23 protein-coding genes are annotated in these 26,480 nt (G+C 40.9%); 8 read left to right on the forward strand and 15 right to left on the reverse strand.

The features are described 5' to 3' along the window. Positions 1–22: 22 nt before the first annotated feature. From ACXZ1K_RS15110 to ACXZ1K_RS15120, 3 genes are all read right to left on the reverse strand, one after another. Positions 23–721, reverse strand: coding sequence for an L-ribulose-5-phosphate 4-epimerase (locus ACXZ1K_RS15110; protein ID WP_458970507.1), 699 nt, complete (start codon positions 719–721; stop codon positions 23–25). Continuing rightward, positions 714–2,396: a ribulokinase gene (locus ACXZ1K_RS15115; RefSeq protein WP_458970508.1), complete on the reverse strand. Its 1,683-nt coding sequence runs from the start codon at positions 2,394–2,396 to the stop codon at positions 714–716. Before ACXZ1K_RS15115 ends, ACXZ1K_RS15110 begins: the two co-directional genes overlap by 8 nt. A 70-nt stretch (positions 2,397–2,466) precedes the next feature. Continuing rightward, positions 2,467–3,174 carry an NUDIX hydrolase gene (locus ACXZ1K_RS15120; protein ID WP_458970509.1) on the reverse strand — a complete coding sequence of 236 codons (708 nt, stop codon included), beginning with the start codon at positions 3,172–3,174 and terminating at the stop codon, positions 2,467–2,469. 126 nt (positions 3,175–3,300) lie between these two features. On the opposite strand from ACXZ1K_RS15120, the gene ACXZ1K_RS15125 reads away from it, so the two are divergent. Genes ACXZ1K_RS15125 through ACXZ1K_RS15135 form a run of 3 tightly spaced genes read left to right on the forward strand, consistent with a single transcriptional unit; the run spans position 3,301 to position 8,149 of the window. Continuing rightward, positions 3,301–4,257, forward strand: coding sequence for a glycoside hydrolase family 43 protein (locus tag ACXZ1K_RS15125; protein ID WP_458970510.1), 957 nt, complete (start codon positions 3,301–3,303; stop codon positions 4,255–4,257). Between the two features lie 2 nt (positions 4,258–4,259). Continuing rightward, entirely contained in the window at positions 4,260–6,242 is a 1,983-nt protein-coding gene (locus tag ACXZ1K_RS15130) for an alpha-L-arabinofuranosidase C-terminal domain-containing protein (protein ID WP_458970511.1), read from the forward strand. Then, positions 6,239–8,149: a family 43 glycosylhydrolase gene (locus tag ACXZ1K_RS15135; protein ID WP_458970512.1), complete on the forward strand. Its 1,911-nt coding sequence runs from the start codon at positions 6,239–6,241 to the stop codon at positions 8,147–8,149. Before ACXZ1K_RS15130 ends, ACXZ1K_RS15135 begins: the two co-directional genes overlap by 4 nt. A 64-nt stretch (positions 8,150–8,213) precedes the next feature. Here the strand turns inward: ACXZ1K_RS15135 and ACXZ1K_RS15140 are convergent, their stop codons facing one another. After that, positions 8,214–8,714, reverse strand: coding sequence for a DinB family protein (locus tag ACXZ1K_RS15140; protein ID WP_458970513.1), 501 nt, complete (start codon positions 8,712–8,714; stop codon positions 8,214–8,216). 163 nt (positions 8,715–8,877) lie between these two features. Beyond that, positions 8,878–10,173: a hypothetical protein gene (locus ACXZ1K_RS15145; RefSeq protein ID WP_458970514.1), complete on the reverse strand. Its 1,296-nt coding sequence runs from the start codon at positions 10,171–10,173 to the stop codon at positions 8,878–8,880. 393 nt (positions 10,174–10,566) lie between these two features. Between ACXZ1K_RS15145 and ACXZ1K_RS15150 the strand changes: the two genes are divergently transcribed. Together ACXZ1K_RS15150 and ACXZ1K_RS15155 are read left to right on the forward strand one after the other, a co-directional pair. Next, complete coding sequence (locus ACXZ1K_RS15150) at positions 10,567–11,523, forward strand: DUF6266 family protein (RefSeq protein WP_458970515.1); 957 nt, start codon at positions 10,567–10,569, stop codon at positions 11,521–11,523. 23 nt (positions 11,524–11,546) lie between these two features. Then, the gene (locus tag ACXZ1K_RS15155) at positions 11,547–12,194 is read left to right on the forward strand and encodes a DUF6266 family protein (RefSeq protein WP_458970516.1); all 648 of its coding nucleotides are present in this window, start codon (positions 11,547–11,549) and stop codon (positions 12,192–12,194) included. A 69-nt stretch (positions 12,195–12,263) separates the two neighbouring features. On the opposite strand, the gene ACXZ1K_RS15160 is transcribed toward ACXZ1K_RS15155, so the two are convergent. Continuing rightward, on the reverse strand, positions 12,264–13,448 hold the full coding sequence (locus ACXZ1K_RS15160) for a C1 family peptidase (RefSeq protein WP_458970517.1): 1,185 nt from the start codon (positions 13,446–13,448) through the stop codon (positions 12,264–12,266). 168 nt (positions 13,449–13,616) lie between these two features. Here ACXZ1K_RS15160 and ACXZ1K_RS15165 point away from each other — a divergent pair, with 168 nt between their 5' ends. Beyond that, the gene (locus ACXZ1K_RS15165; RefSeq protein ID WP_458970518.1) at positions 13,617–14,351 is read left to right on the forward strand and encodes a chemotaxis protein CheB; all 735 of its coding nucleotides are present in this window, start codon (positions 13,617–13,619) and stop codon (positions 14,349–14,351) included. 19 nt (positions 14,352–14,370) lie between these two features. On the opposite strand, the gene ACXZ1K_RS15170 is transcribed toward ACXZ1K_RS15165, so the two are convergent. Further along, a complete protein-coding gene (locus ACXZ1K_RS15170) occupies positions 14,371–15,210 on the reverse strand; it encodes a metallophosphoesterase family protein (RefSeq protein ID WP_458970519.1) in 840 nt (279 codons plus the stop codon). A gap of 205 nt (positions 15,211–15,415) precedes the next feature. Here ACXZ1K_RS15170 and ACXZ1K_RS15175 point away from each other — a divergent pair, with 205 nt between their 5' ends. Together ACXZ1K_RS15175 and ACXZ1K_RS15180 are read left to right on the forward strand one after the other, a co-directional pair. After that, a complete protein-coding gene (locus ACXZ1K_RS15175; RefSeq protein ID WP_458970520.1) occupies positions 15,416–15,616 on the forward strand; it encodes a hypothetical protein in 201 nt (66 codons plus the stop codon). 97 nt (positions 15,617–15,713) lie between these two features. Further along, the gene (locus tag ACXZ1K_RS15180) at positions 15,714–16,937 is read left to right on the forward strand and encodes a hypothetical protein (RefSeq protein WP_458970521.1); all 1,224 of its coding nucleotides are present in this window, start codon (positions 15,714–15,716) and stop codon (positions 16,935–16,937) included. A gap of 104 nt (positions 16,938–17,041) precedes the next feature. Here ACXZ1K_RS15180 and ACXZ1K_RS15185 read toward each other — a convergent pair whose 3' ends face one another. The 8 genes from ACXZ1K_RS15185 to pyrF form a co-directional block, all read right to left on the reverse strand. After that, a complete protein-coding gene (locus tag ACXZ1K_RS15185; RefSeq protein ID WP_458970522.1) occupies positions 17,042–18,703 on the reverse strand; it encodes a protein-disulfide reductase DsbD family protein in 1,662 nt (553 codons plus the stop codon). A gap of 49 nt (positions 18,704–18,752) precedes the next feature. After that, the gene (locus tag ACXZ1K_RS15190; protein WP_458970523.1) at positions 18,753–19,199 is read right to left on the reverse strand and encodes a protein-disulfide reductase DsbD domain-containing protein; all 447 of its coding nucleotides are present in this window, start codon (positions 19,197–19,199) and stop codon (positions 18,753–18,755) included. Positions 19,200–19,392: 193 nt separating this feature from the next. Further along, positions 19,393–20,208, reverse strand: coding sequence for a sulfite exporter TauE/SafE family protein (locus ACXZ1K_RS15195; protein ID WP_458970524.1), 816 nt, complete (start codon positions 20,206–20,208; stop codon positions 19,393–19,395). Positions 20,209–20,220: 12 nt separating this feature from the next. Continuing rightward, complete coding sequence (locus tag ACXZ1K_RS15200; RefSeq protein WP_458970525.1) at positions 20,221–21,378, reverse strand: cysteine desulfurase family protein; 1,158 nt, start codon at positions 21,376–21,378, stop codon at positions 20,221–20,223. Positions 21,379–21,553: 175 nt separating this feature from the next. Beyond that, entirely contained in the window at positions 21,554–22,189 is a 636-nt protein-coding gene (locus ACXZ1K_RS15205; protein ID WP_458970526.1) for a cytochrome b/b6 domain-containing protein, read from the reverse strand. 115 nt (positions 22,190–22,304) lie between these two features. After that, positions 22,305–24,554 carry an ATP-binding protein gene (locus ACXZ1K_RS15210; RefSeq protein WP_458970527.1) on the reverse strand — a complete coding sequence of 750 codons (2,250 nt, stop codon included), beginning with the start codon at positions 24,552–24,554 and terminating at the stop codon, positions 22,305–22,307. A gap of 113 nt (positions 24,555–24,667) precedes the next feature. Beyond that, positions 24,668–25,567, reverse strand: coding sequence for a DMT family transporter (locus ACXZ1K_RS15215; protein ID WP_458970528.1), 900 nt, complete (start codon positions 25,565–25,567; stop codon positions 24,668–24,670). After that, a complete protein-coding gene (gene pyrF / locus ACXZ1K_RS15220) occupies positions 25,564–26,394 on the reverse strand; it encodes an orotidine-5'-phosphate decarboxylase (RefSeq protein WP_458970529.1) in 831 nt (276 codons plus the stop codon). Before pyrF ends, ACXZ1K_RS15215 begins: the two co-directional genes overlap by 4 nt. Positions 26,395–26,480 lie beyond the last annotated feature (86 nt).

Below are 26,480 nucleotides of genomic sequence, written 5' to 3' on the forward strand. Positions count from 1 at the left end.
TGTATCCTTAAATTTATAAATATTATTGACCGTAATAACTATCTGGTCCGTGTTTACGTTCGAAATGCTTTTTAATCAATGCATCTTTGAGCTTTGGTGCCTCAGGGTTAATTTGCCTCGTTAGCAAAGCCATTTGAGCTACTGCTTCTAATACAGCACTGTTGTAAACCGCCTTATGCGCCGTTTTTCCCCAGGTAAAGGGTGCATGGTTACCCACCAGAATCATTTCCACCTCCTGATAACTTAAGCCCAATTGATTAAAGTGATTAATAATTTGGAAACCCGTCTCGTACTCGTAGTTTCCGGCAATCATTTCATCAGCCATTGGCGGCGCGCACGGAATATCCACCGTGAGGTGGTCTGCGTGCGTTGTTCCGAAAATAGGTATATCAGTTTGTGCCTGTGCCCATGCAGTGGCGTAGGTAGAATGGGTGTGTACAATCCCGGAAATGTCTTCCCAATGTTTATAGAGCACTGCGTGTGTTTTGGTATCAGATGAAGGTCTTAAATCTCCATCAATAGTATTTCCATCAAAATCAACGATTACCATATTATCCGGACTTAAGTCCTCATATGGAACCCCGCTTGGTTTTATCGCAAATACACGCTGATCTCTGTCTGCCGAGCTCACATTCCCAAAAGTGAACAGCACCAATCCCAATTTAGGAAGTTGCATATTGGCCACATAGGCCTCTTCTCTTATTTTCTGAAACTTATCCATGGTTCACATTCGTCTCTAAATAATCTCCCATTGCTTTGTATTGTGCAAATCGCTTCCTGTAGTATTCTGTATTCGCCGGATTTGGATAGTATTCCGTATCGAATCCACTTCCCATACCCACCATCGCATCTTCTATAGTCGGGTATATTTCTGCTACTACAGCAGCAAACATAGCCGCACCAAGTGCACAGGTGTGTTTAAACTGATGAATTCTAATAGGCATATTTAATACGTCCGACATCATTTGCATCACAAAAGGCGACTTCTTTGCTACTCCTCCAATACCAATAATTCCTTTAACTGGTATGCCTTCACTATTGAAACGGTCTACAATATTTTTAGCCCCAAAACAGGTAGCTTCAGCAAGCGCTTTGAACATTTTAGGTGCATCGGTACCTAAATCCAGGTTATAAATTGCGCCTTTTAAACCTTGGTTGGCATCGGGTGTCCTTCTCCCGTTCAACCAGTCGATGGCCATCTCATCCTCATCAATATTTGGTAACATGGCTGCTTGTTCGCTCAACACTGGGATTATCTTTTCCAACATCTCGTCTTCCAATGCCGCCACTAATGAAGGATCTATTAAAGCTGAATCAGCTAGTAAATTTTTAATAGGCCATGCCAAAATACTTTTAAACCAAGCATATACATCTCCGAAGGCTGATTGCCCAGCTTCTAAACCAGCCATTCCAGGAATCACAGAACCGTTTACTTGCCCGCATATACCTTTGATGAGTTTGCCATCTATGTCTTCAGTAGGTGCAACTAAAATATCGCAGGTTGAAGTGCCCATCACTTTACTGAGGTGATATGGTTCTATTTGTCCGCCAACGGCACCCATGTGCGCATCAAAAGCACCTACACCCACAACTACAGTTTGATCAAGTCCAAGTCTTTCCGCCCATTCTGCACTTAAATGTCCAGCCGCTTGGTCTGATGTGTAACTATCGTCAAATAACCTTTCTCTAAATCCATCCAGAAGCGGATCAAGCGAAGCGAAAAAATCATTTGGAGGTAAGCCGCCAAATTCCTCTGCCCACAGGGCTTTGTGCCCGGCAGCGCAGCGACTCCTTTTCATTTCCTTGGCCGACGTACCACCAGTTAGTAAGAAAGGAATCCAGTCACAATGCTCCACCCATGAATAACATGCAGCCCTTACTTGCTCATCAACCCTAAGTGTACGTAGAAGTTTCGCCCAAAACCATTCAGATGAATAAATACTACCAACATACTTCAGGTAATTGGTCTCAAACTTTAGGGCATGTTCGTTAATTTGCGCTGCTTCTTTAATTCCTGTATGGTCTTTCCATAGCACAAACATGGCATTCGGATTCTCTTCAAAATCTGGAAGAAGTGCCAAAGGTATACCCTGTTCATTCACAGCCACTGGGGTTGATCCAGTGGTATCAACAGAAATCCCTTTGATCAAACCAGCGATTTCTTTACCGCCCGCTTTTTCAATACAGTCTTTGATCGTAATTTCCAGACCCTCGATATAATCAAGAGGATGTTGCCTGAACTGATTAGCAGATGGGTTGCAATATTGCCCCTTTTGCCATCTTGAATAATAATGCACTGAAGAAGAAACCTCTTGTCCGGTGCTGGCATCAACGATCACTGATCTAACAGAATCCGATCCATAATCGATGCCAATTACATATTTGGTTGTATTCATAACTTTAATAAACGTCTAATTAACGTTTAATATTTATGATTTAAGAATTTCTTTGAAAATATTTTTAAAATTAACTACTCATGTTCTCGGGATTCGGCATGAAATTCAGGAAAGAGTGGAATTTTTCCTTATATTTAACGTGATCCAGCTGGAAGTAAAAAGCGCCTCTTTTAGAACCAGACTTATCTTTTTCGTCCAATTTGACCAATAATCCGGTCGAACTCAACTTCCTGATAAAGTTCCTGTTGTCTATTTCTGTATGATAGACTTGCTCATACAAACTTTGCAGTTGTGGTATGGTGAACTTTGCCGGTAACAGTTCGAATAAAACAGGATGAAGCGCGGCCTTATACCTCAATTTGCTTTTAGCGTCTTCCACCATCTGGTCATGATCAAAAATCAAATGGGGAGCTTCACTTAGCAAAAACCATTCTGCATGATACCTGTCGTTGATCTGCGTTTCGTACTGGTGTATATCTATTAAAGCAAAGTAGGCTACAGAAACTGTTCGTTCCATTGGATCTCTATCCGGAAGCCCATAGGTTTTAAATTGCTCCAGATAAACCTCACTTAATCCGGTCAGCTCCAATAGTATACGCGATGCTGCTCCGTCAACATCTTCGCTTGCACCAACAAACCCGCCCATCAAACTCCATTGATCAGTAGCCGGTTCAAAACTTCTTTTGATCAGCAGAATTTTTAGGTCATTTCCGTCAAAGCCGAAAATTATACAGTCTACTGCGAGCAATACGTGCGACTGCTGAGAATATTTAGCCATCCTTATTAAAATAGATTCTGTTCGTTGATCGCCAAATATAGCTTTGATTTATTTCAAATAGGAAAAGAACTTAAAAATAATAAACGTCAACTTGACAATTAATATTTATTTACTACTTTAGCACTCATGAAATTGAAGATAACCTATCTCCTATCACTAGTACTTATGTCTCTTTCGCCGGCGATTGCTCAAACGAAAGCCATTAAGGGCAATCCGGTAATCACAGATAAATATACTGCAGATCCAGCTGCTGTTGTAATTGGGGACAGTGTCTATTTATATGTCGGTCATGATCAGGCTGCAGCAAATGCAACATTTTATGCCATGGACGAGTGGTTGGTGTATTCTTCGGCAAATATGGTCGACTGGACTGCACATCCGTCTCCTTTAAATCCAAAAGCATTCTCCTGGTCTAAGGGTGATGCATGGGCGTCTCAAGTGATAGAGAGAAACGGCAAATTTTACTGGTATGTTGCAGTAGAACATCAAAAGGGCGGTAAAGCCATCGGAGTAGCGGTATCAGACTCTCCACTCGGACCGTTTAAAGATGCGATAGGCAAGGCATTGATAACTAACGACATGACCACGGAAGTAAAAATCAGCTGGGATGACATTGATCCTACTGTGATTATAGATGACGATGGTCAGGCTTACCTTTTTTGGGGTAACAGTGCCTGCTATTACGCGAAACTATCTAAATCAATGACAGAATTTGATGGAGAAATCAAAGTAGTTAAAGGATTACCTAACTTTACTGAAGCTCCATGGATACACAAACGTAAAGGCTGGTATTATTTATCCTATGCGGTAGAATTTCCTGAAAAAATCGCCTATTCTATGAGTAGAAGTATAAACGGCCCCTGGGTCTATAAGGGTATCCTAAATGAACTGGCAGGTAACTCAAATACCAACCATCAATCGATCATCTCATTTAAGGGAAAAGATTATTTCATCTATCACAACGGAGGTAAAGATGTTGGCGGAGGGAGTTTCAGAAGATCCGTGTGTATCGACCGTTTGTATTACAATGGAGATGGCAGCATCAAAAGAATAATTATGACTACTGAAGGTTTAAAAAAATAAAGATGAAAATTAATAAAATAGCCACCGCCATATTGTTATGCTGTTTAGCATTAACCATCCATGCACAATCAAACAAAGACATCATTGTAAAAACAGATGTGGATGTTGCAGATATTCAACCTACAATGTGGGGTGTTTTCTTTGAGGATATTAATTTCGGCGCCGATGGGGGCATCTATGCTGAAATGATAAAAAACAGGTCTTTCGAATTCCCTAAACCATTAACCGGCTGGGCAACCAAAGGGAAGAAAATGTCTGGAGGCGATTTGCTGGTGATTAACAGACAGCAAAACAATCCATCAAACCCAAGATTTTTGAGGGTAAATGTTAACAATACTGTAAAGGGAGAAGCCGGTATCACAAATGAAGGTTTCCGCGGCATGGGGATCAAAAAAGGACTTTCTTACGATTTTTCTATGTTGTACAACCAGGCTAGCCCTGGTTTAACCATGCACCTAGAGCTGTGGGACGAAAAAGATCAAGTAATTGGATCAACTACATTAGTACCCAAAGAAAACGGGGAGAAATGGTCTAAACAAGCCGTAAAGTTCAAAGCAACCGGCGATGCTCAAAAAGGAAAATTCACCATTTGGTTTGAAGGAAAAGGTCGCATTGATATGGATATGATCTCCCTTTTTCCAGAAGACACCTGGAAAGGCAGGCCAGGAGGCATGCGGGCAGACATGATCCAAATGCTGGCCGACATGAAGCCCGGTTTTATCCGGTTTCCTGGTGGTTGTATTGTAGAAGGTATTGATCTTGCAAACCGCTACCAATGGAAAAACACCATAGGACCAGTGGAAGACAGGCAATTGATCATGAACCGCTGGAACACAGAATTCCCTTTCAGGAATGCACCAGATTATTTCCAAACCTTTGGATTGGGATTTTTTGAATACTTCCAATTGTGTGAAGATATCGGTGCCGCGGCCCTACCTATCCTGAATTGCGGAATGGCCTGTCAGTTCAATACCGCAGAAGTGGTGCCCCTGGATCAACTGGATCCGTACATACAAGATGCGCTAGACCTGATTGAATTTGCCAATGGCGATGAATCCAGTGTCTGGGGTAAAAAAAGAGCGGAAATGGGCCATCCCAAACCATTTAATTTAAAACATCTGGGTGTTGGAAACGAAAATTGGGGACCACAATATATAGAGAGAGCGAAGCTATTCCAACAAGCGCTTAAAGCGAAACATCCGGAAATCAAATTGATCTTCAGTTCAGGAACAGATCCCGATAGTGAAGGATTCCGCTACCTCGACAAATCGTTAAGAGCTAACAAGGCAGATATCATCGATGAACATTACTACCGTGACCCATCATGGTTTTTAACCAACGCCAACCGTTATGACAATTATGACCGTAACGGATCAAAAGTGTTTGCTGGGGAATATGCTGCTCATGTGAAAGGAAATACCACTTGGGGCAGTAAAAATGTATGGGAAGCAGCTTTGGCTGAAGCCGCGTTTATGACTGGTTTAGAACGTAATGCAGCCGTAGTCAACATGGCTTCTTATGCACCCTTATTTGCAAATGCAGATGCCTGGCAATGGTCTCCAGATTTGATTTGGGTAGATAATTTAAAAACATTTGGCACACCCAATTACTATGTACAAAAGCTTTTCTCATTGAATAAAGGTACGCAGGTACTTTCGGCATTGAGCGATCAAAAAGTTATTGCAGGTGAAGAGCACCTTTACGTGTCTGCAGTTAAAGATGCCAATGCAAAAACGATCATCATTAAACTGGTTAACACTGGCGATGCTGCCATTACCAAAAACATCACCTACGACGGATCAAGAAAACTGAGCAGTCAACTAAAGGTGACTACGATTAAAGGTAGCTTAACAGACCAAAATAGCTTTACTGATCCCGGCTTGGTTAAACCTGCAGAAAGTACAACCAAACTAAAATCCAAAAAGCTGAAAATCGATCTTGCGCCGCATTCCTTCACCATGCTCACCGTAACCTACTCGAAATGAGAAATTATCAATTAAAAGCAACCATCTTGTGTGCTGCACTTGCACTTCAGTCAATTACTGTCAGCGCACAGGCACAAAAATATTCGGCCTATTTGTTTGCCTATTTTACTGGCAACGATAAAGCAGAAGAGTCGATCCGTTTCGCAATCAGCAAAGACGGCTTCTCCTACAAAGCCCTAAATAATAACGAGCCAATCATCAGTTCTGCAGCAATCAGCTCAACAGGCGGTGTCCGCGATCCGCATATTTTAAGGGGAGCAGATGGCAAAAGCTTTTATATGGTGGTTACCGACATGGTTTCAGCAAATGGCTGGAACTCCAATAGGGCTATGGTATTGTTGAAATCGACCGACCTGCTGAATTGGAAATCAAGTATTGTCAATATACAAAAACGTTATGGCGGAAATGAAGACTTAAACCGGGTATGGGCACCGCAAACGATTTACGATCAAAAAGCTGGTAAATACATGGTTTACTGGTCGATGCAGCATGGAAACGGTCCGGATATTATTTACTGGGCTTATGCCAACAAAGACTTTACCGACCTGGAAACGGAACCCAAACAGCTCTTCGTACATCCGGAAGGTCATGCCTGCATTGATGGCGATATCATTTACGACAACGGAAAATACCACTTATTTTTCAAAACAGAGGGTAAAAATCTGGGCATTAGGGTAGCCGTTTCAGACCAGGTAAACGAGGGCTATGTGCTGCAACCAGGCAGCGTACAGCAAACCACCGATCCGGTAGAAGGTTCAGGAGTTTTTAAATTGAATGATGGCACAGGTTACGTCCTGATGTACGATTTGTATACGAAAGGAAAATATCAGTTCACTTTCAGTAAAGACCTTAAAAATTTCAAAGTGGTGGACAATGCGATCAGGATGAATTTCCACCCGAGACATGGCACTGTAATGCCAATCACCAGCAAAGAAGCGGCAACTCTAGAAAAGAAATGGCCTAGCACAGACCTGAACCCGGTGCTGGATGGCTACTACGCAGACCCGGAAATTATCTATTCCAATAAAACTAAAAAGTACCACATTTATCCTACAAGCGATGGATTTAATGGCTGGTCTGGTACTTATTTCAAGACCTTTTCTTCGCCGGATCTGGCAAACTGGAAAGATGAAGGTGTTATTATTGACTTGCCAAAAGATGTAAAATGGGCCAACAGAAATGCGTGGGCACCTACCATTGCTGAGAAAAAAGTGAATGGAGTTTATAAATACTATTACTATTTCACTGCTGCCCAAAAAATTGGTGTTGCGGTAGCTAACGATCCCTCAGGCCCTTTCAAAGATAGCGGTAAGCCTCTCATTGCAGGGCATCCGAAACAAATTAAAGACGGTCAGGAAATTGACCCGGATGTATTTACCGACCCTAAAACCAACAAAAGTTATTTGTATTGGGGAAATGGCTATATGGCAGTAGCGCCGCTCAACGACGATATGGTCTCCATAGACACCACTGCGATAAAAATCATTACCCCAGACCGCAGTTACAGAGAGGGAACAGAAGTATTTTACCGCAAGGGAAAATATTATTTCCTATGGTCGGAGAATGATACCCGCGACGCCAACTACGGTGTCCGTTACGGAACCTCAGACTCCCCTACCGGAAAAATCACTGTCCCGGAAAACAACCAGGTGCTCACCAAAAATGAGAAACTGGAGATTTACGCAACGGGGCACAATTCTGTTATACAGGTTCCCGGTAAAGACGAATGGTACATCGTATACCACAGGTTTAACCGTCCAAATGGCATTAAAATGGGAGAATCTGCTGGGTTTAATCGAGAAGTTTGCATTGACAAATTAACTTTTGATAAAGATGGAAATATCCAGCCAGTAGTACCGACCTTGAAAGGGGTTAGAATTACAAACAAAGGAGCAGCTAATAAATAAAAGGTGGTTTGAGCAACTAAACTGGAATTTTCAGATAGAGCGGTTCCAATTATCACTATTTCTCCTAATGATAAAAAGGCAGCATTTCTTTTAACTGATGAATATGCCTTTGTGTATGCACATCAATAAAACTGAGCAACTCCAGTCGCGTCAATAGCCCGATCCTTGGCATTTCGAAATCGAGGCAAGTTTTAGAGAGGTCATTATTGGCAGAAAAAGCAACCAGCTCATCGGTTATTTCCTGAAGTGATCTAATTAAGTCGGCTTTATCAATATGGTCAGTACGTGGAAGAATAAAGTCCGGAGAGTTCATTTTAGTAGAGAAATCAAGCATTACTTCCGTAAGCATCTTTACATGCTGATCAATAGGTCTGCTGGTCTCTGCTACATTGCCTTTTAAAGTTTCAATGGCCGAGTAAGATTTCAATAAGTGATCACCCAATTGCCCCGGCGTCCAGCTGTCATCAAATGGAACCTGGTTAATCTGCTGCTCATCAAGCCCAGACAATAAGCTGATTAAAGAACTGAAATACTGTTTTAAATCTGATGTGAGTTTCTCATTCATGGCATTTGATTTTATACCATAAAGTTAACCGTTAACATCAGGATGATGTGGTGGTAAATGCGACAAATTCAGGTTGTAATTAGGACATAAATCATAGCCCCTAGACTTATTGGAACTTCTTGTTTAAGACAACAACGATTGCGAATGACCCACCTTTATCTAACTACCTATTTTGCTCACTTAGCCAATGAAACTGCCTGTCGGCCAGTTGAAAATGGTGTTTTAGTAGTTTCAATTCCACGTGCAGGCTGTCTTTGCCTTTAAGGCCTGCCAGTATAATCGTGTTGGTATCAGGTCTTGAAAAACTAAATTCCATGATATACGTTGGATCGTCATAGAACTTTTTGAAACCCAAAACGTGCTTTGTACTGTCTAAACTGTACCTAAAATATCCGCGCTTATACCTTTGTCTGAAAATTGTATCGGCCGATGCTACGCTTCCCAGACCATCTTCAAAAATCACGTTCCGCCAGCGCAAAGTATCTGTAACAGCCGATGGTTCTTCCTTGCCGTTTATACGATAGCTGGTAACAGCATATATCCCATTTTTGACAGGCTGCTGCTGTTTTGTATCATTGGAGCCAAACCTACTGTACGAATTGTAAAATGGGATTGCCAACACGATAATGATGAATACGCATTTTGAAACTATTCTGGCTATACGCATCCATTTTTTAGCGTATTTGAAATGATAAAGAGCGCTGGCAGGTGCTGCCCTGTTCAAAATAAAAAAGTCTATCAACCGGCCGCTTTCGTTAGCAAGTAAAAACAGGCAGGTAAACGCCATTTGCATAGAAAAAATTTTTACAGGGATATCATAACACAGGTTAAGCATCATCACATTGATGAACACACCAGTAGCTACCAAAGCGCCCAAAGAGACGGTACGCCGGTAGAGAAGTAACAATGCGGCAAATATTTCCATGGCACCGGAAAAGAACTGGTACGGGGCCGAATACCCGATAAAAAGCCAGGAAAAACGCATGGGCAGCAAATCGCCAAGCGGTGTCGCAAGCTGGTGGAGATTTGGAAACACCATTTGCAGGCCAAAAACCTTAATAATGCCATATGACAATGAAATCATGATGACAAAATAACGCGCAAACAAAACCAGCCAATAATTTAGATGGGTATAATTTGGCCTTTTCCTGTCCAGGATAGACCAGATAATTGCACCCAAAATACCCACCGACAAGTAGGTCCACAGCCTTGCCCAACCCATTGAGGTGTCTCCACTTCCATTTTCCGGCACGAGTACCGGACGTACATGAAAAAATACAGTATTGGCCCACGTTACTAACCAGTCTGTTAATTGACCGTAGTATTGCGTTACCGTGGTTATCAAAGGCAGACTGTCTAACCAGGTTAATGGAGCAATTTGTAAGGTTAGATAAATAAAGCAGAAGCGAAATAGTATTTTTCTCCAAAGCGGCCAGGCAATAGTTTCAGAAGGTTGCATATCGTTTGTTTCAGCAGCAGGTCAAATCGATTCACAATTTAAAAATTTAAATTAACAATGCATAGCTGTGACTGTACTACTTGATAATTAATACCTGAAGTTCAATAGAAGCAGGTAAGCCACGTTAGAGTTATCAATATTAACATATAAATTACCATATAACTACTATATAAGTATTATTTATTGATATGTTATCATTATGATTGACGTATCCTTGCATTATCTAATTAGATAATGCAAGGATATGTTAACTATATTTCAATGATATGTCAAGGATAATGCAACCTACTATTTATATAATAATTTTTTAATAGTTACTTAGTTGGTATATTAGTCTGTTACTCTTGACAAATTCATTTCTTTCCTTTAGCTTTGTTTCTCAATTAATTTATTATGGGTATTTTAACAAATGGCCCTCATGGTGCAATAACCGGCAGGGTAGATAATTTAGTGTACTACGTACTCAATGGTAAAAACGTAGTTAGAAAGATCGGGAAGAGTTATAAGGAGCCTACCCTGCCACAACTTCGTGCAAGGGAAATCACCAAGCTCTCCTCAGAATTCTTTAGCCGCATGCTGGATTTTATCAACGTTGGTTTTGGTATAACGGCCCTGGGAACCGATAAAAACGCATTCAATCTTGCCGTTAAGGAAAATAGACCTCAAATGTTCAAAGGTGAATATCCCAATTTGGAAATAGATTACTCCAGGTTGGTGGTCAGCAGTGGCTTTTTAAAACCTGGTGAAGAATTGAGTTCATCCGCATCTGCTGAAGGTATTTCATTCAACTGGAAAACGGATCCGAAGATGCCATGGGCAGAATCTACTGATCAGGTGATGTTGCTTGCCTATTTCCCTGAGCAGGACAAAGTAGTTTATAAGCTTTTCGGAAACAGCCGTATTGTAGGTAATGATAGTTTGGCATTGAAGCCCAGTTTGTTAGGCAAATACGCAGAAACTTATGTTTGTTTCATATCGGCCGACAGGAAGCAGATTTCCGATAGTATCTATACAGGAAGTGTGAACCAGCCGGTTGTTGAAGAGGCCCAGAAAACACCAGCCGCTGATGATCATTTGCAAACAGAGGTAGCTGGGAATGATGAACCTGCAATTCAGGCAATGAGCAGCAAACAAAAAGCAGCGGCAGCAGCCACAGCAGCCGAAACTAATCAGCAATCACCGTCATATCAGCACATCAAAGGTAAAAGAAAGCCAGTATATAGCCGACAGACGCCTCATGGTGACATCCAGAAAGCACCACCAAAAGATGATCAACAAAAAGCACCACCAATTGATGGCCAGCAGGTAGCAGGAACGAATCAGGCACCAGGAGCAGATACCGGAACTTAGTTATTGAATTTTAGGATTTAGTTATGGGAATTTTAGAAACAGGGATATTAGGGGGCTTCAGTAAAAAGGCAGGGTCTGTAAATGGACGTAAGCACATGGGTCAGGATTTAATTACCGGGTTATACCGCATAACCGGAAAGGTAAAGAAAGGTACGCCAAAGCGGCTAGTTGCCCGCAATAAGTTTGCCCAGCTCAATGTCTTTTTGAACAGTGCGGCTTCGCTGGTGAACATTGGATTTAAAAAATCTAAACATGGCACACCGGTAAATACCGCGTATAGCTTTAATTACGAGCATGCTTTTGCAGTAGCAGATGAAGTGGTGAAGCTGGATTTTTCCAAACTGTTGATCAGTCGCGGAAATGTGGAAGAATTGGAAGGCTTAGAAATGGTATCAGAAAATGGGCACATCAACATGAGCTGGCTTGCGCAACCGCAATCACGTTTATGTCAGTATACCGATAAAATACACTTCCTGTTTTACAGGGATCTAAAAAAAGGTGATGCCACTTGCTTGCAGGGCATTTGCGAACGTGGCGATTTATCGGTCAGTTTAGATATGAAGCATGTTGCCGGTAAAACAGGGCATTGTTACCTCAGCTTTTCCTCTGCAGATGGAAAGTTGCAGGGAGATAGCATTTATTTAGGGACGATGAAGGTGGCGAAAAGCTAAACATCCTTTTGGATCAATATTCATTCATATGAAGGGCTAAACCTCCATATGAATGAAAATCAATATTGATTAAATACTCAATTTCTTTCTGATATCAGCAGGTATTGCTTTTTTGTGCAACAGAAATGCAGTTGTTTTATATTTTACAAAACTCTTGGTCACGTACAAATACCCTTTATAATCGTTGCTAGCACCCCAGGAGTTTTTTACGATGTAGAATTCTTTACCGGTTTGATCTTTGGCTAGACCAGTAATTTGCATACCATGATCATCGGTAGTTTCATAATCATCAAATGCTGCCTGGCGGAGTTCAGCAGTAATCACTTTTTCTGGTTTCGGTCCATTAAACATGGTTTTCTTCTCTTCTGCAGACATGCTATCAAAATCTTTTGACGGTACGTAAGCCACCCCATTTTTCCAGCTAAAACCTTTTTCACTTACATCAGTAGCCCATGCTACGCTATACCCACCTTTTAATGCATTGTCAATAATTTTAGTGATGTCATCCATAGGTACATTGTAAACCTGATCAAATGACCAGTTATCTGGCACCATTAAAACTGCCTTTTGGTAATATGGAGAGGTGTTGAATGAGGAAAGCTCAACATAATCTGCAGGATTGATACCCACAACCTCTTTAGCAAACGTTTTAGGGGTGTACTCTTTACCATTATAACTGAATTTTTCTGGAACCTTACCCATACAAGAATCAATTGTTGCAATGTATTTGGCTTTCCAGTTTGGATCAAAGTTACCTGAAATTGCATTTTTTAAGATCTTTTCAGTTAGCTGGTTCATGCGTTCAGAAGAACCCGGACTACCATAATCGTTGCCGCTATAAGCCTCTTGTGGCAGTGCCCCATATTTTGCAAACATGTTGGTTACGTCATGACATGCGCCACCATCGCCTAAAGTCAATGCGCCGTGCATGCGTACATAATTAATACCTTTTTCAATGTAGGCATTACGGGCTGTAAACAGGTCGGCCAAGTCAACCGGCTTCTTGCCCATACGGATCATTTCCGATTCCAGGAAAGAGTTGGTGCTGTAGCTCCAGCATGTACCTGCTGATTGCTGGTTTTTTACTGAAGTAGCTTCGGTATTGAGAATGGGTGTGAAAATAAAGCTGTTGGCGCTATTCTCACTTTGGTTGTTTTTTAATGAGTTTACAAGGTTGTCTTGAGCAAATGCAACGGTAGTTCCCAGCAGCAACCCCGAAGCAAGCCAAAACGATTTCATTGAAGTCTTAGTCATTCGTATTCAAATAAGTTAGTTGATGTTTTTTTACTAATGCAAACTTAATTATAATATCGCTAACTCTGTTAATTTGACCAGGAATACAATTTGATAATCTATCTGCTGGAAACGCAGCATCCACATCTACAATTGAAGGTACACTGTTGGCTTTGCTGCGATATTTTTGTGACCAATAAATGCCTGTACAATAAGGCTTTAAGGGTATGTATTTTCAACCGTAATTTTGGTCAGTATAAGGCTCATACCAGTTCAGAGATGTTGGAGGCTTTCCAAAAGTACTACAAATTTAAACAACAGGTCCTGGCAGTTGTTTACCAGATAAAATTCTCCCACGCTGTTATGGATAAGACATTTTACACATTAGGAATTGGTGCTTCTGCCGGTGGCCAGCTGGCTTTGTCAGAATTTTTTGATCATTTAGCTCCTGATATCAAAATTGCAATTGTAGTGGTGACACACCTGATGCGTGAAAGACGTAGTATACTTGATAAAATACTGGCTAAACATACGACAGTTCCAATTAAACGTGTAGACAATGACATGCAACTAGAGCCGGGTTGTATATATATTTTACCGGAAAACACCACTATGATCGTTGAAGATGGTTGGCTCAAGGTACATACCCGAGATCAGCAAATTGAAAATAAATCGGTGGACATTTTTTTCGAATCAATGGCCAACGATTTCAAAGAAAAAGCAATTGGAATTATTTTGTCTGGAGGAGGGAAAGACGGCCTGAAGGGTGCACTTAGAATTAGAGAAACCGGGGGGCTTGTATTCGTTCAGGACCTGCAAACAGCAACCGTAACTGGAATGCCAAGTTCTATTATCGACTTTGACCACCCTACTGCTATTTTAAATCCATCAGAGTTGGCCGGCCGTATTAACCAGTATATATAATCCTATTTAAGTAGTCATCCTACAACTTGGTTTCGTTTAGTAAAGGGCTGGCACTAGCATTTACCTGGTAAGTTACAATCTTATCATCCTGGTCAACTTCCACTATTCTGTAACCCTTATAGGACGTACCCCAATTTCCACCTATATGGGCATCAAAAAAATGTGGGAGTTTACCTGTGTAAAATACAGAATCAAGACTGTGATCATGACCGTGAAAAACAGCTTTCACATTTGGATAACTGTGTAAAAGGTTCACAGTTTCAGGACAGTCGACAAAAGGACTTTCAGGTACCCAAAAATGTGGCGGAATATGCAGCACGACAAATACTGTTTTGAGGCCAGTCAACTTATCCAACTCCCTTTTCAGAAAAACCTTGTCGGGACATATGTACTTTCCCTTTGTATTGGAGGTATTGGCCAATACAAAACCTACCTCATTTTTAATGAACGAAAAGTTATCTTCATAACCAAATACACGTTTCCAGATTGCTGTATCAGCCAAATCATGATTTCCAGGGAGTGCGAAGAATGGTACTTTCAACTTATCGTAATGCTCTTTTTTAACCACCTCCAGCAGTTCTGGGCGGTCGTGCACCAAGTCGCCGTTTACAATAACGAAATCCAGTGGATTACGATCATGAGCTTCATTTAGCCACATCACGATATTATCATGATCCTTTTTAAATTCTGTTCCGGGTTGACCATAATGACCATCTGATATGATGGCAAAACGCAAACGGCTTTTTACTTTGGCATTTGAAATTTGCAGCTTTTCTGCGGCCAATAATGAAACCGCCGGTAAGCTACTAAGCACCAGGCCTGCAACACTGCCTCTTATAAATGATCGTCTGTTTGCCATAACATGTAAAAATAATTAAAAAAAGCTCCAACATTTGTCAGAGCTCTTATTATCAACTAAACCGAAATCTATAAATACTAACCAAATATTTATAGCGCAAAAGTAAAATGGCATTGTTAAATCTAGGTTAATCAAACATGAAGCTTAGCAAATATTCATAATGTCAAAACAAGACCCGGTCTACACTGTTATATGACCGATGAAAATGAAAAACATAAACACGGAAATCCCAAAAACTCAAATCATTCCTTCAGTAACAGATCAACTCAGAGATCAGAACATTACCATTCCAACTTCTACAATAAATGAGGTTGAGCCAAACAATCAACTTCGCACTACCAATCAACTTCGCACTACAGTAACGAAAAAAATATCCAGACCTAACTATTTACTGCGGTTGCTATAAAAGCATCAGTTTATCTGTAGATAAATCTTAACAAACCTGAGGGAAGATTTTCATACATTAGTATTGTTTAATTACAATAACCAAATTGATCTTTTGTATGAAACTTATCTCTAGGCTTGTGGTTTTGATGGGCCTTTGCTCCCTGAAAATGCAGGCTCAAGAATTTGACAGAAATGGTATTTCCAGAGAAAGACTTGGTAAATATTTAAAACGGGCTGTGACGATGGCCGAATTTCTGTCGGTAGATCCCTATGCCAATGACGGGCCATACCCGTACAAAAAGGATGATATGCGTCTTATACACAATATCGGGGCTAAATTTATTGGCCGTGCAATTTATCGGTGGGGCAAAGAATCAGACTTGGGCAACCCGGATTTTATAAATCATGCAGCGAACTTAATTGAGGAAGTACATAAAGATGATCCTGAAGTTGTTTTTCAGGCTGCAGTATTTGAATGCATTACTACAGAGGTAAATCGATTGGCAGTACCAGACTGGGCTTTCCTGGCACTTGACCTACCGGTAGAAAAACGTAATTTCCGCTATGACGATATGCTGAACGCAAAAGGAAAGATGGTTCGGCACTGGGGAAACAATAGCTCTGTTCCTGACATCACCCGGCCCGAAGCCCAACTTTGGCTGATGTATCTATGTGGAACTTACATGAACCTCGGCTGTGAAGCCTTACACCTTGGACAGGTTTCACTAATGGGAATGGAAGATCCGGAACTTAGAGTTTGGGATGCATTTATCCAAAAAGTGAGAAAATATGCCAGTACGCACACCGCACATCATTGGGTCTTGCTAGACGCACACACGCCAAAGGGTGGTATGGTAGTGGATGGCAAAAGCCTCCTGGATTTCAACTCATTTCCGCTAAGGATAAAAGAGGTTCCTGAGCAACCGATGGATGGTATTCTAGAAGTAGGTTACCTGGATGCAATTTTCAGGAGGAGCATGGGCTGTACGACACCAAGTGGCTGGAAATGCGAACAACTTCCATATTTGGTTGAATTTGATAATTTTGGAATCAGTGAAAAACCAGGCGTAGCGAATATGGCTTCTCATTTCATTTGGGGCTATGATGAAATCAGTTGGCTATACCTGCTTCCCGAGAAAAAGAGAAATGACTGGGTTGCCTATGCACGTGAATGGGTTGCGGCACACGATCTGACAGGATGGCTTCAAATGCCGGTCTCAAGAATTATCACACTGGGTGATGGTAGTTCCAGGAATCGGTTCAGAGCTAATAAACGCTCCAAAGAATGCCCGGATGGATTAAATTTAGAACAAACGATTAAAAAGATCTGGAATAACTAGCACAAGGCTAAATAACAGTAAAAAGGCCAGAGCAAGCTCCGGCCTAATTAATTATTACTTACCTAAATTTCACCTGAGGACATCCACCCTCTAGATAAAAAGTCTTACTTATGGTAGGCATCTAGCCCACTTTTTAGATATGCAGCATAGGCTGCAGCATCGAATATTGCTCCCTGTGGTTTAACCAGTGGTTTTAGATCATGTCCAGCCAGTACATTGAATGGTTGAGAATTGGTATTGTAATTTGTGGCCTGGAAGTCGCCATTCCACCAACCCAAATCATCTGTACTATGTCTCAATATTGCTGAATAATGAACTTTCTCTTTTGGCATTTTAATTTTGCGCTCATCAACATATAATTGAATCAATACATAGTCTTTAATAAGCTGATGTACCTCTGGTTTGATCCATATATTGTCTTCCATTTTCCGACAATTAACACAGGCCCAACCGGTAAAATCGATCATAATCGGTTTATTGACTTTTTTTGCATAGGCTAAGCCTTCTTCTAAATCAAAGAAAGGTGTTAGCCCAACAGGCTTTTTAAATACGTCATCGTATTTCACTTTCGTTGGAAAGCTGCTGTCTGTTGCTGAGGTTGAAGAACCGCCAGCCGTCAAAATAAAATCCTGTGTATTCATGGGTGGGGCAAGACCGCTCAACACGCTAACCGGTGCACCCCATAAACCTGGAATCATGTAAACAGCAAACGATAACGAAAGGATGGCTAGAAACAAGCGTGGCACCGATATGTAAGGCAAATCACTGTCATGAGAGAACTTGAGCTTGCCGAGCAGGTAGAATCCCATAAGCAGGAAAATGATAATCCACAATACCAGGAATACTTCCCTGTCAAACCACTCCCAGTGCCATACTAAGTCGGCCGCAGAAAGGAATTTCAAGGCAAAAGCCAGTTCCAGAAAACCCAGACATACCTTTACGCTATTTAACCATCCACCCGACTTAGGCATGCTGTTTAAAAATCCCGGAAACACTGCCGAAAGGGTAAAAGGCAATGCTAAAGCCAATGCGAAGCCAAACATACCAATTGCAGGAGCGAGTAATTCCCCTTTTGAACTTGCTTGTACCAGCAAGGTCCCAATAATAGGTCCGGTACATGAAAATGAAACCAGTGCGAGTGAGGCAGCCATAAAAAAGATACCGCCTATACCTTTACTGTTGTCTGCCTTAGTATCAATTTTATTAACGAATGAACTTGGCAAAGTAATTTCAAAGGCACCAAAAAATGAAACCGCAAAAACTACCAGCACAATAAAAAAGAACAAATTAAACAGGCCGCTGGAGCTGAGGGCATTTAAACCGGCAGATCCAAAAAGCACAGTGATCAGCAATCCGAAAGCCACATAGATCACGATAATTGCCAGTCCGTAAAATAATGCCTGACCAATTCCTTTGCCCTTGCTACCTCCCCTTTTGGTAAAATAGCTGATGGTTAAGGGAACCATTGGAAAAATACATGGCATCAGGAAAGCCAAAAAACCACCTACCAGTCCGGCTATAAATGTTTCCCAAAGAGTTTTATCTTTTTCCTGACCAGCAGATTTTGGGTCTGCCGAACTAACGGCATCAGTTTGCTGAGTGGTCTTTACTGTATCAACAGTCACCGCAGGGCTTACTGCATTACTATCGCTAGGTATTGCAGTACTGTCAACAAGATCAGTAAAGACCAAATCAGCGGTCGAGACAGAATCTTCTGTTTGAGCAAAGGCATCTGTTTGAATGCTGATGAGCATCCCAAGTGCCATGCAAAAACTAATTATAATAAGTTTGAATTGCTTAAAAGACATTTGACAACTACTTAACAGCAACACTAAAAGCAACTTCTTCAGGTGGCAAACACTGGTGGTCATCACAAGTCATAAACTCGAGTGTGCCTTTAACTACTGCAGTTTTACCAGTTAATTTTATCTTCTGGCTAAAAACTACGGTTTTCTCAAAATAGGCCACATCCATATCAAATGTCTTTTCAAATTTTGTAATCGGTTTTGGCTCAACCGTTGTTCCAACCAAAGTATATGCACTGGATTTATCAAACTTGATGGTGGTCTTAATCGGGCCACCTTCCTTTACGGTTTGAGAGTAGACGTGCCAGCCGTTGTCTATCGTAGCCTTAATATATACAGTTGCCTCAGTTGCGCTTGTTTTTTTGAAAGCATATGCCCAAGTCACTGGTTTCAATATTTGACTTTTTGCCGAAGTAGCAGCAAAAAGCATAAATAGTACTACTGTTAAGTTTTTCATTTGTTTTGGTTGTTAATCGTTTAGTAATTTTAGTAAAGTTATAGTTCCTGAATATTCATATCAATGATACCCCTATAAATCCATTTATTTTTCGGATAATGATTAATATATTAAGTGTTTTTCTTAAAATTATCAATAAAATTAGCTTTAACTGATATTTTTATAGTTAGTGTCATCTCATCTGCATAACAATCTAAATTTTATAAACCGCTCTTAGAAACCCATAGCATTCAGCGGTGATGATGGTGATACCCAGCGACAATACAAACCAGGCAAAGCAGGCTTTCAATCTCGCTACATTAATCCTGCTGGAAATTAGTCCTCCTGATATACTTCCTCCCAGGGCAATAAGGGTAATCATACTCAGGAAACTCCAATTGATATCGATTCGGCTTAGGTCGTTAGCGAAACCCGACAAGGAGTTTAATGCAACCACCGCAAGCGAGGTTCCTACAGCCTTTTTCATGTCAATCCCTAAAAGCAGGGTCATTACCGGAATGATGAGAAATCCTCCGCCAGCGCCCAGAAATCCAGTTACACAACCCACTAAAAGCGCGTAAGATACCATCTTAATCATTTTCCCAGATTGACCCTCGGCAACTATTTGTGAATCTGAAGTTTTGTTAACCATGCAAACTGCTGCAACAATCATTAACAATCCGAATAGCAGCATTGACAATAGGTCATAACTTACATCTGCATGTCCGATCATCCCCAGATGCCTTGGAATAAGCGGAATGATAAAATGACGAACAGTCAACACCGCAGCCATAGAGGTTATTCCGAATGCCAGAGCCGAACCAAGCAATACATCTCCTTTATGAAATTTACCTGCAGCAGAAAACATACTGGTTGCACCGACGACAAATAAAGAATACGAACTTGCGATTAGGGGCGGCATATGAAAAAGAAATACCAGAACGGGCACCATCAAAATACTTCCGCCAGCACCGATAAGGCCAAGAGAAATACCGATTAAGGCACAAGCTACAAATCCAACGATAACCATTGTTGAATGCTTTTATAATGCTGAAACACCTTTTTTGAGGAAAATTGAGGCTGCAACATCAACAGCCCTTTCTATATCAGCCTTTGTATTGTGCTTACTAAATGAAAAACGTATTGTAGCACAAACACCGTTCTTGTTCAAGGCTTTCATCACATGTGAACCAGCATCATCTCCGCTACTGCAAGCACTTCCTCCTGAGACACATATTCCCTTCATATCGAAAAAGGTAACCAGAAAATCATTTTGATCACTTTCAGGAAAACAGACGCTTAAAACAGTGTATAAAGAATTTTCGGGATTATTGAAGGAGATACCGGGGATGGCTGCTGTTAATTGCTCCCTCATGTAATTATTTAGCTCTTTAATATACGCACTATCTCTTTCAAACCCCTCAGTAGCGATCTCCAATGCTTTACCGAAGCCTACAATTCCGTAGACATTCTCTGTACCTGCACGAACATTACGTTCTTGTCCGCCACCAAAAATCAATGGATATGCTTTTATCTCTTCGCTAATGTATAGCAAACCTGTTCCTTTAGGCCCGTGGAATTTGTGCCCTGCAGCCGAAACAAAATGCACCCCCGCCTCGATTAAATTAATTGGGTAGTGACCAATGGTTTGAACGCAGTCTGAATGGAATAAAGCTTTATAAACACGGCAAAGCTTTCCAACTCTGGAGATATCCAGCAAACTGCCAATTTCATTGTTGGCGTGCATTAGCGTAACGAGGCACTTTTTACCACCATTACTAAAAAGAACTAATTGTTGTTCCAAATCCTCATAATCTACCTCACCGGTTTCGGTTAGCTTTACATATGAGAATGAAATACCAGATACCTTACTGTAGTGTTCCACTGTATGAAGTACGGCATGATGTTCTATGGCCGAGGTGATGATATGCGTACAACCTAAATGGTTTACTGCCGCTGCGATTGCAGTATTGTTGCTTTCAGTGCCTCCGCTTGTGAAAAACAAAGTACCAGGTTTAACGCCAAGAATTTTGCCTATGCTTCTTCGGGAAGCTTCTATAGCCGTACGAACATGGCGGCCGACCGAATATGTAGAAGAGGGGTTACCAAAATGCTGCTGCATATATGGCAACATGGTATTCAAAACTTCGCTGTCGAGAGCAGTAGTGGCTGCGTTATCTAAGTAAACTGGTTGTTCCATTTGATGGTAATATTTCCATCAAAAGTCTGTAGAAATAAAAAAAATAACAACCAAATCTAATATATCCGTAAATTATATGGAATACAACAAACTAATTAACCATAAATTCGGTTGCGAGGCAGTTTCAGACCATCTTACCAAAAAAATAGTAAGTAGCAAAAGCGTTCGGCAATAACTACCGCATTTGTTGGGTATCCTCACCCCCATTTATCATGTCAGAGACTATCCCTTTATTTAAGCTGCGTTCTGCCAGAATTACGCCAACAATATGAATGACGATAAACGCCAATATTGGATACATAATGAACCCATGAACTTCTTTAATGGTATGTGCAAAGTTTCTGGAAAGCCCCAATTCATCTTCAAATGTAAGGCTAAGGCCAGTTACAACCATCAAGGCAAACAAAACATAAAACGCAAGATACAATCCTTTCACAATGAAATCATGAAGAGCAGATTCAACGACACGACTACTACTCCGGTAATTAGCCCAGGCTAATTTAAGCTTACTGAAAAACTGATCATTTTTTGGCTGAAAAAATCCCATTAAGATCCTGATGAAAAAGAGCCCTGCCAGCGCATATCCAAAATAAATATGGATACCCCAAACCTTATCTTCTAACCCATGAGCCACACCTCTTGCCTGTTCGTTAGTAACACTAGCACCGGCATCTTGCAATTCTTGCTGCACGTAAGCTGTATTGTCCCGAACGTCCAATAAAGTTGAATTGAGTAGAACGGTTAACAGTGATCCTGTTATGATCATTACATTTAACCAATGCCAGAGGCGCAAGAATTTTGGATATTTCATCGTATGTAAAGTAAATAAATGTTAAACAAGCAGCCGTATTTCCGGGAGCTTTTTCTATTCTGTTACAATATCCACCTAAATCCTGAAGAAATTATGAAGGGGTCAGTTTATGGCCTTAAATATTTGTATTAGGATTGATCTTAGCCTCTTTAAGCAAACCTGGCTTTAAAAAGGAAACATAGAATGATGAGCCAGAGATACCATCGCTCTCTAACCAGATTTTGCCCCGATGGCGTTCAACGATTTTTTTGACAATGCTGAGTCCAACGCCTGTACCTTCAAAATCATGTACATTGCTGGACCTGCTAAAGAGCTCAAAGATTTTTCCATGCTCATCCGGATGCACGCCAATTCCGTTATCGGTAATTGTGTATTGAACAGCGTCAGCAGTTTCTATGCTGCTAATCTCCACATGTGGCTGATCCGCTTTTTTAGAATATTTCACAGCATTGCCTATCAAATTGGAAAATACCTGCATAATCATCGTCTTATCTCCGTAGATATCATGACAGCTTTTTACCTGTATAATTCCCTGGTTTGATCCCAAAAGTTCCTGGTTAATTTCCTGAATAAGCTCTTTCATGTTGACCTGTTCATATACAGCTCGTTGCTGACCTGCACGGGAGTAACTGAGTATATCACCAATCATAAAATGCATTTTCTCAGCGCTAGACATGATCCTCGAAACCATTAGCTTGCCTGAATCATTAATGGCATTATTTCTTTCTAACAGTTGCGCGTAGCTTTTTATAGAGGTAAGCGGATTTTTAAGGTCGTGAGATAAGGTAAGGCTAAATGCATCCAATTCGTCATATGCCTCTTTAAGCCTATTGTTCAGCAATCGCAATTCATTCGCTTTTCGACTAATTGCGGATACTACTTTTTCGCCCACAAGTTTTGCTGCCTGGACTTCTTCATTTTTCCATTGAATACTGCAGTTACTGATGTCTTGCGTCCAGTTGGCAAATGAAGTTCTGGGATGAATGGTACTTAATCCATCTGCACCTATTGTAGCGACTTTGGTTGGATCTCCTGCCCAGGTCATGGTGCTCAACACTTCAGGTCTGAACCAAATCAGTACTTCTTTGAGCTCATGAGAAAAGATGCAGGCCAGGATTCCACTAACCAATTTCTTATGTGGTTCAGCCGCCGGAAAATCACGAGTTAAGCAATTGGTTTCGTAATAACCATCTCGTGTATGAGAAGTTATCCAGTCAATAAGCTGCATGCAAAACGGCTCATCGGGAACGCTTCCTAAACTGTATAATCTCTGATCATAATAAAGTATAGCTCCGGATGCTTCAACTGCTTCCAGCAAGAAAACCTGCTCATCAAACAACGCATCTGGAATGTCAGTAGCGTTGAGCAGGTTGACTCCAATAATGTCTATTAGGGATTTATACTTATTCGTTTTCTTCTGATCTTCTTGCAGTTGTCTATAGCTTAATGCCGATGAAAACACCTGACCAATTAGTTTTGCAGAATTTCTTGCTTTATAGCTGATAAAACGGGTACTGTAACTGTGACAGGCAATTAATCCCCAAAGCTCTCCATGATAAAGCAAAGAGATACTAAAGCTAGATGCCACGCCCATATTTTTTAAGTACTGAATGTGGATCGGCGAAACCGCACGCATTGAAATGTGGGTCATGTCAAAACTGGAAGCTTCATTTTCCTTTAGTCCGGCGATGGAAGAAGGTTCACTATAAACATCTGCTATTTGCCTGGTTAGGTTGATTTTGTAAAGCTCCCTTGCCTGTTTCGGTATATCTGATGCAGGATAATGTAATCCCATCCAAGATTCCAAATCCTCTTCTTTTGCCTCCGCAACTACTTCACCATGTCCATCCTGATGAAATTTATAAATCATTACCCTATCGTAGGCGATGACCTTTTTGATTTGTATAGCAGATCTCAACAGCAATTTAGAGAGGTTATCCTCTGCCAGCATTTCTGAAAGTGCAACACCAAGAATAGCGGATGTATTGGCGTTTGATTCATCCATTTCAGGTTCAAATTCCAGCACGAACAGGTCAGCCGTTTTTGAAATCAATAACGTAAAAGGTTGATCGTTAACAAGTATATTGTATTGACTTTCCGCGTCAGCATTAGATTGCGAAATGTAAAGCGATAATAACGTAGACAAATAAACGCTGCTACTTTTATCTGAAAGAATATCGTCTAGTTTACTAATTGGCTTGGCCAGCAACTCAGTAGCAGTAGAACCCAAAAATAAAGAAATGTTTTCGCTGCAATAGATAATTTTGTGAGCTTTATCAACCGCAACCATAAATCCGTAAGACTGTATTTTACCAGGAATACGGATCGGCTCTACATCACAATTGGTTAAATCGGTATTAGTCATAAATTGGAAAACATTTTAAAATTAGCGTATAAAAATAACAATCTTTTCAAAGGACAACTGTTTATTCCTATATGTTGTTTAAATAATACCGAAGATACATAAACACATTGACCTTAGGCGACATCTTGCTTTTTGTAGTTCGTAATAAAAACACCTAATATAATCAGTACAGTAGCTATGAGGATATCAGCAGTGATGGTCTCATGCAAAATGAGCCAGCCCAGAAACAGCGCAATTACGGTATTAAAGTAAGAAAGTATAGAAACCTCTGTAGCTGTTACCTTTTTTAGCGCATAGTGATAGCAAAAATATCCAACTACAGAGCCGAACACAGCAAGATAAACCACAGCAAGCAAGCTTGGCGTACTCCATGTAGCTACCCTAGTATCACCGGAAAAAATAAAGGCTAGCACAAGCTGCGCGAAGGTTGAAAAGAGAAACTGGTAAAAAAGATCCAGGAAAATATTACTGGACTTGTAAGAGTACTTTTTAGTGTAAATGGTACCAGCTGCCCAGCCGCTAATTGCAAAACACAAACATATGATTCCGTTGCGGTAATGCGGATTCATGAGATCGGCCAAGCCATCCTTAAAGATGAAGGCCACACCGGAAAACCCCAATATCACCCCTACAAAGCCTTTAATTGATGGCCGTTGCAACCCAATGAGTACACTTACTATAAATACGATGATGGGGTTGAGCGCGTTTAGCAGAGAAGTCAATCCGCTGGGGATACTTTGTTCTGCAACTGTTGTCATCCCGTTAGCAATCACAATCATTAAAACAGAAACAAAGATTTGCCTGCGCAGATGAGCCCAACCATTCCATTTCAACTCCTTTTTATAGAGCAAAACGATGAGTAAGATCAAGGAGGCAATTGCTTGCCTGATGGCAGTAACAAACCAGGGTGGTATAGTCTCTACTGCTATCCTGATACCAAGATAGGTAGTCCCCCATACGACGGCCACACCAAACAGCGAAAGGATAAGCCTTACGTCTGGCTTTTTCTTCATATAATTTGATTGACTTTGAGAATCTGCTCCATCTCCTGCTGTAATTTTAGCGCCTCTTCTCTAGCGCGTACTGCAAAGTCTTCTCCTTTGGACGCATAGATAATACCTCTTGAAGAATTGATGAGCAAACCGCAGTCATTATTTAAGCCGAATTGGCATACATCAGTTAAGCTACCCCCCTGCGCACCTACACCAGGAACAAGTAAGAAGTGGTTCGGCACCAGTTTACGAATATTTTGAAACTCGGAGGCAATCGTAGCTCCAACTACGTACATCAATTGTTCGCTATCCGCCCATTGAGATGACACCCGAATGACCTCTTCATAAAGCTTTCCGGTTTTGCTTTCTGCAAGCTGGAAATCGCGGTGACCGATATTAGAGGTTAGCGCAAGTAATATCACCCATTTGTCTTTATGATTTAAAAATGGACCTACAGAGTCTTCACCCATGTACGGGGCTACTGTAATGGCATCGAAACCCATTCCCGACTGTGCTTCATCAAAGAATGCACGCGCATACATCGCCGAAGTATTTCCTATGTCGCCCCTTTTTGCATCGGCAATCGTAAAGATATTTGTAGGTATATATTTCCATGTTTCAATTAAAGTTTCCCAACCTTTAAGGCCCATGGCCTCAAAAAAAGCAGTGTTGGGCTTATAAGCTACGCATAGGTCCTTTGTAGCATCAATAATCTGCTTATTGAATTCCAAAACAGGGTTTTCATACTTTAATAAGTGCTTTGGAATGTTTTCCAGGACCGGATCCAAACCTATACACAGGAAAGATCGCTTTTCTTTTATCTGATCAATTAACGCACTTTTATTCATTGCAAACACTAATAATTTTCGCAAAGATGCCAATTTTGGTATAAAAATTGCCAGTGATTGTTAACTTTTAATCAGGAATCTTTTAA

The organism is Pedobacter jaeyakensis (assembly GCF_054461315.1).

What these genes read in the sequence shown, in the direction of transcription:
- ACXZ1K_RS15110 (WP_458970507.1), bottom strand. Translation starts at nt 721, where the DNA reads ATGGATAAGTTTCAGAAAATAAGAGAAGAGGCCTATGTGGCCAATATG.
- ACXZ1K_RS15115 (WP_458970508.1), bottom strand. Translation starts at nt 2,396, where the DNA reads ATGAATACAACCAAATATGTAATTGGCATCGATTATGGATCGGATTCT.
- ACXZ1K_RS15120 (WP_458970509.1), bottom strand. Translation starts at nt 3,174, where the DNA reads ATGGCTAAATATTCTCAGCAGTCGCACGTATTGCTCGCAGTAGACTGT.
- ACXZ1K_RS15125 (WP_458970510.1), top strand. Translation starts at nt 3,301, where the DNA reads ATGAAATTGAAGATAACCTATCTCCTATCACTAGTACTTATGTCTCTT.
- ACXZ1K_RS15130 (WP_458970511.1), top strand. Translation starts at nt 4,260, where the DNA reads ATGAAAATTAATAAAATAGCCACCGCCATATTGTTATGCTGTTTAGCA.
- ACXZ1K_RS15135 (WP_458970512.1), top strand. Translation starts at nt 6,239, where the DNA reads ATGAGAAATTATCAATTAAAAGCAACCATCTTGTGTGCTGCACTTGCA.
- ACXZ1K_RS15140 (WP_458970513.1), bottom strand. Translation starts at nt 8,714, where the DNA reads ATGAATGAGAAACTCACATCAGATTTAAAACAGTATTTCAGTTCTTTA.
- ACXZ1K_RS15145 (WP_458970514.1), bottom strand. Translation starts at nt 10,173, where the DNA reads ATGCAACCTTCTGAAACTATTGCCTGGCCGCTTTGGAGAAAAATACTA.
- ACXZ1K_RS15150 (WP_458970515.1), top strand. Translation starts at nt 10,567, where the DNA reads ATGGGTATTTTAACAAATGGCCCTCATGGTGCAATAACCGGCAGGGTA.
- ACXZ1K_RS15155 (WP_458970516.1), top strand. Translation starts at nt 11,547, where the DNA reads ATGGGAATTTTAGAAACAGGGATATTAGGGGGCTTCAGTAAAAAGGCA.
- ACXZ1K_RS15160 (WP_458970517.1), bottom strand. Translation starts at nt 13,448, where the DNA reads ATGACTAAGACTTCAATGAAATCGTTTTGGCTTGCTTCGGGGTTGCTG.
- ACXZ1K_RS15170 (WP_458970519.1), bottom strand. Translation starts at nt 15,210, where the DNA reads ATGGCAAACAGACGATCATTTATAAGAGGCAGTGTTGCAGGCCTGGTG.
- ACXZ1K_RS15175 (WP_458970520.1), top strand. Translation starts at nt 15,416, where the DNA reads ATGAAAAACATAAACACGGAAATCCCAAAAACTCAAATCATTCCTTCA.
- ACXZ1K_RS15180 (WP_458970521.1), top strand. Translation starts at nt 15,714, where the DNA reads ATGAAACTTATCTCTAGGCTTGTGGTTTTGATGGGCCTTTGCTCCCTG.
- ACXZ1K_RS15185 (WP_458970522.1), bottom strand. Translation starts at nt 18,703, where the DNA reads ATGGCACTTGGGATGCTCATCAGCATTCAAACAGATGCCTTTGCTCAA.
- ACXZ1K_RS15190 (WP_458970523.1), bottom strand. Translation starts at nt 19,199, where the DNA reads ATGAAAAACTTAACAGTAGTACTATTTATGCTTTTTGCTGCTACTTCG.
- ACXZ1K_RS15195 (WP_458970524.1), bottom strand. Translation starts at nt 20,208, where the DNA reads ATGGTTATCGTTGGATTTGTAGCTTGTGCCTTAATCGGTATTTCTCTT.
- ACXZ1K_RS15200 (WP_458970525.1), bottom strand. Translation starts at nt 21,378, where the DNA reads ATGGAACAACCAGTTTACTTAGATAACGCAGCCACTACTGCTCTCGAC.
- ACXZ1K_RS15205 (WP_458970526.1), bottom strand. Translation starts at nt 22,189, where the DNA reads ATGAAATATCCAAAATTCTTGCGCCTCTGGCATTGGTTAAATGTAATG.
- ACXZ1K_RS15210 (WP_458970527.1), bottom strand. Translation starts at nt 24,554, where the DNA reads ATGACTAATACCGATTTAACCAATTGTGATGTAGAGCCGATCCGTATT.
- ACXZ1K_RS15215 (WP_458970528.1), bottom strand. Translation starts at nt 25,567, where the DNA reads ATGAAGAAAAAGCCAGACGTAAGGCTTATCCTTTCGCTGTTTGGTGTG.
- pyrF (WP_458970529.1), bottom strand. Translation starts at nt 26,394, where the DNA reads ATGAATAAAAGTGCGTTAATTGATCAGATAAAAGAAAAGCGATCTTTC.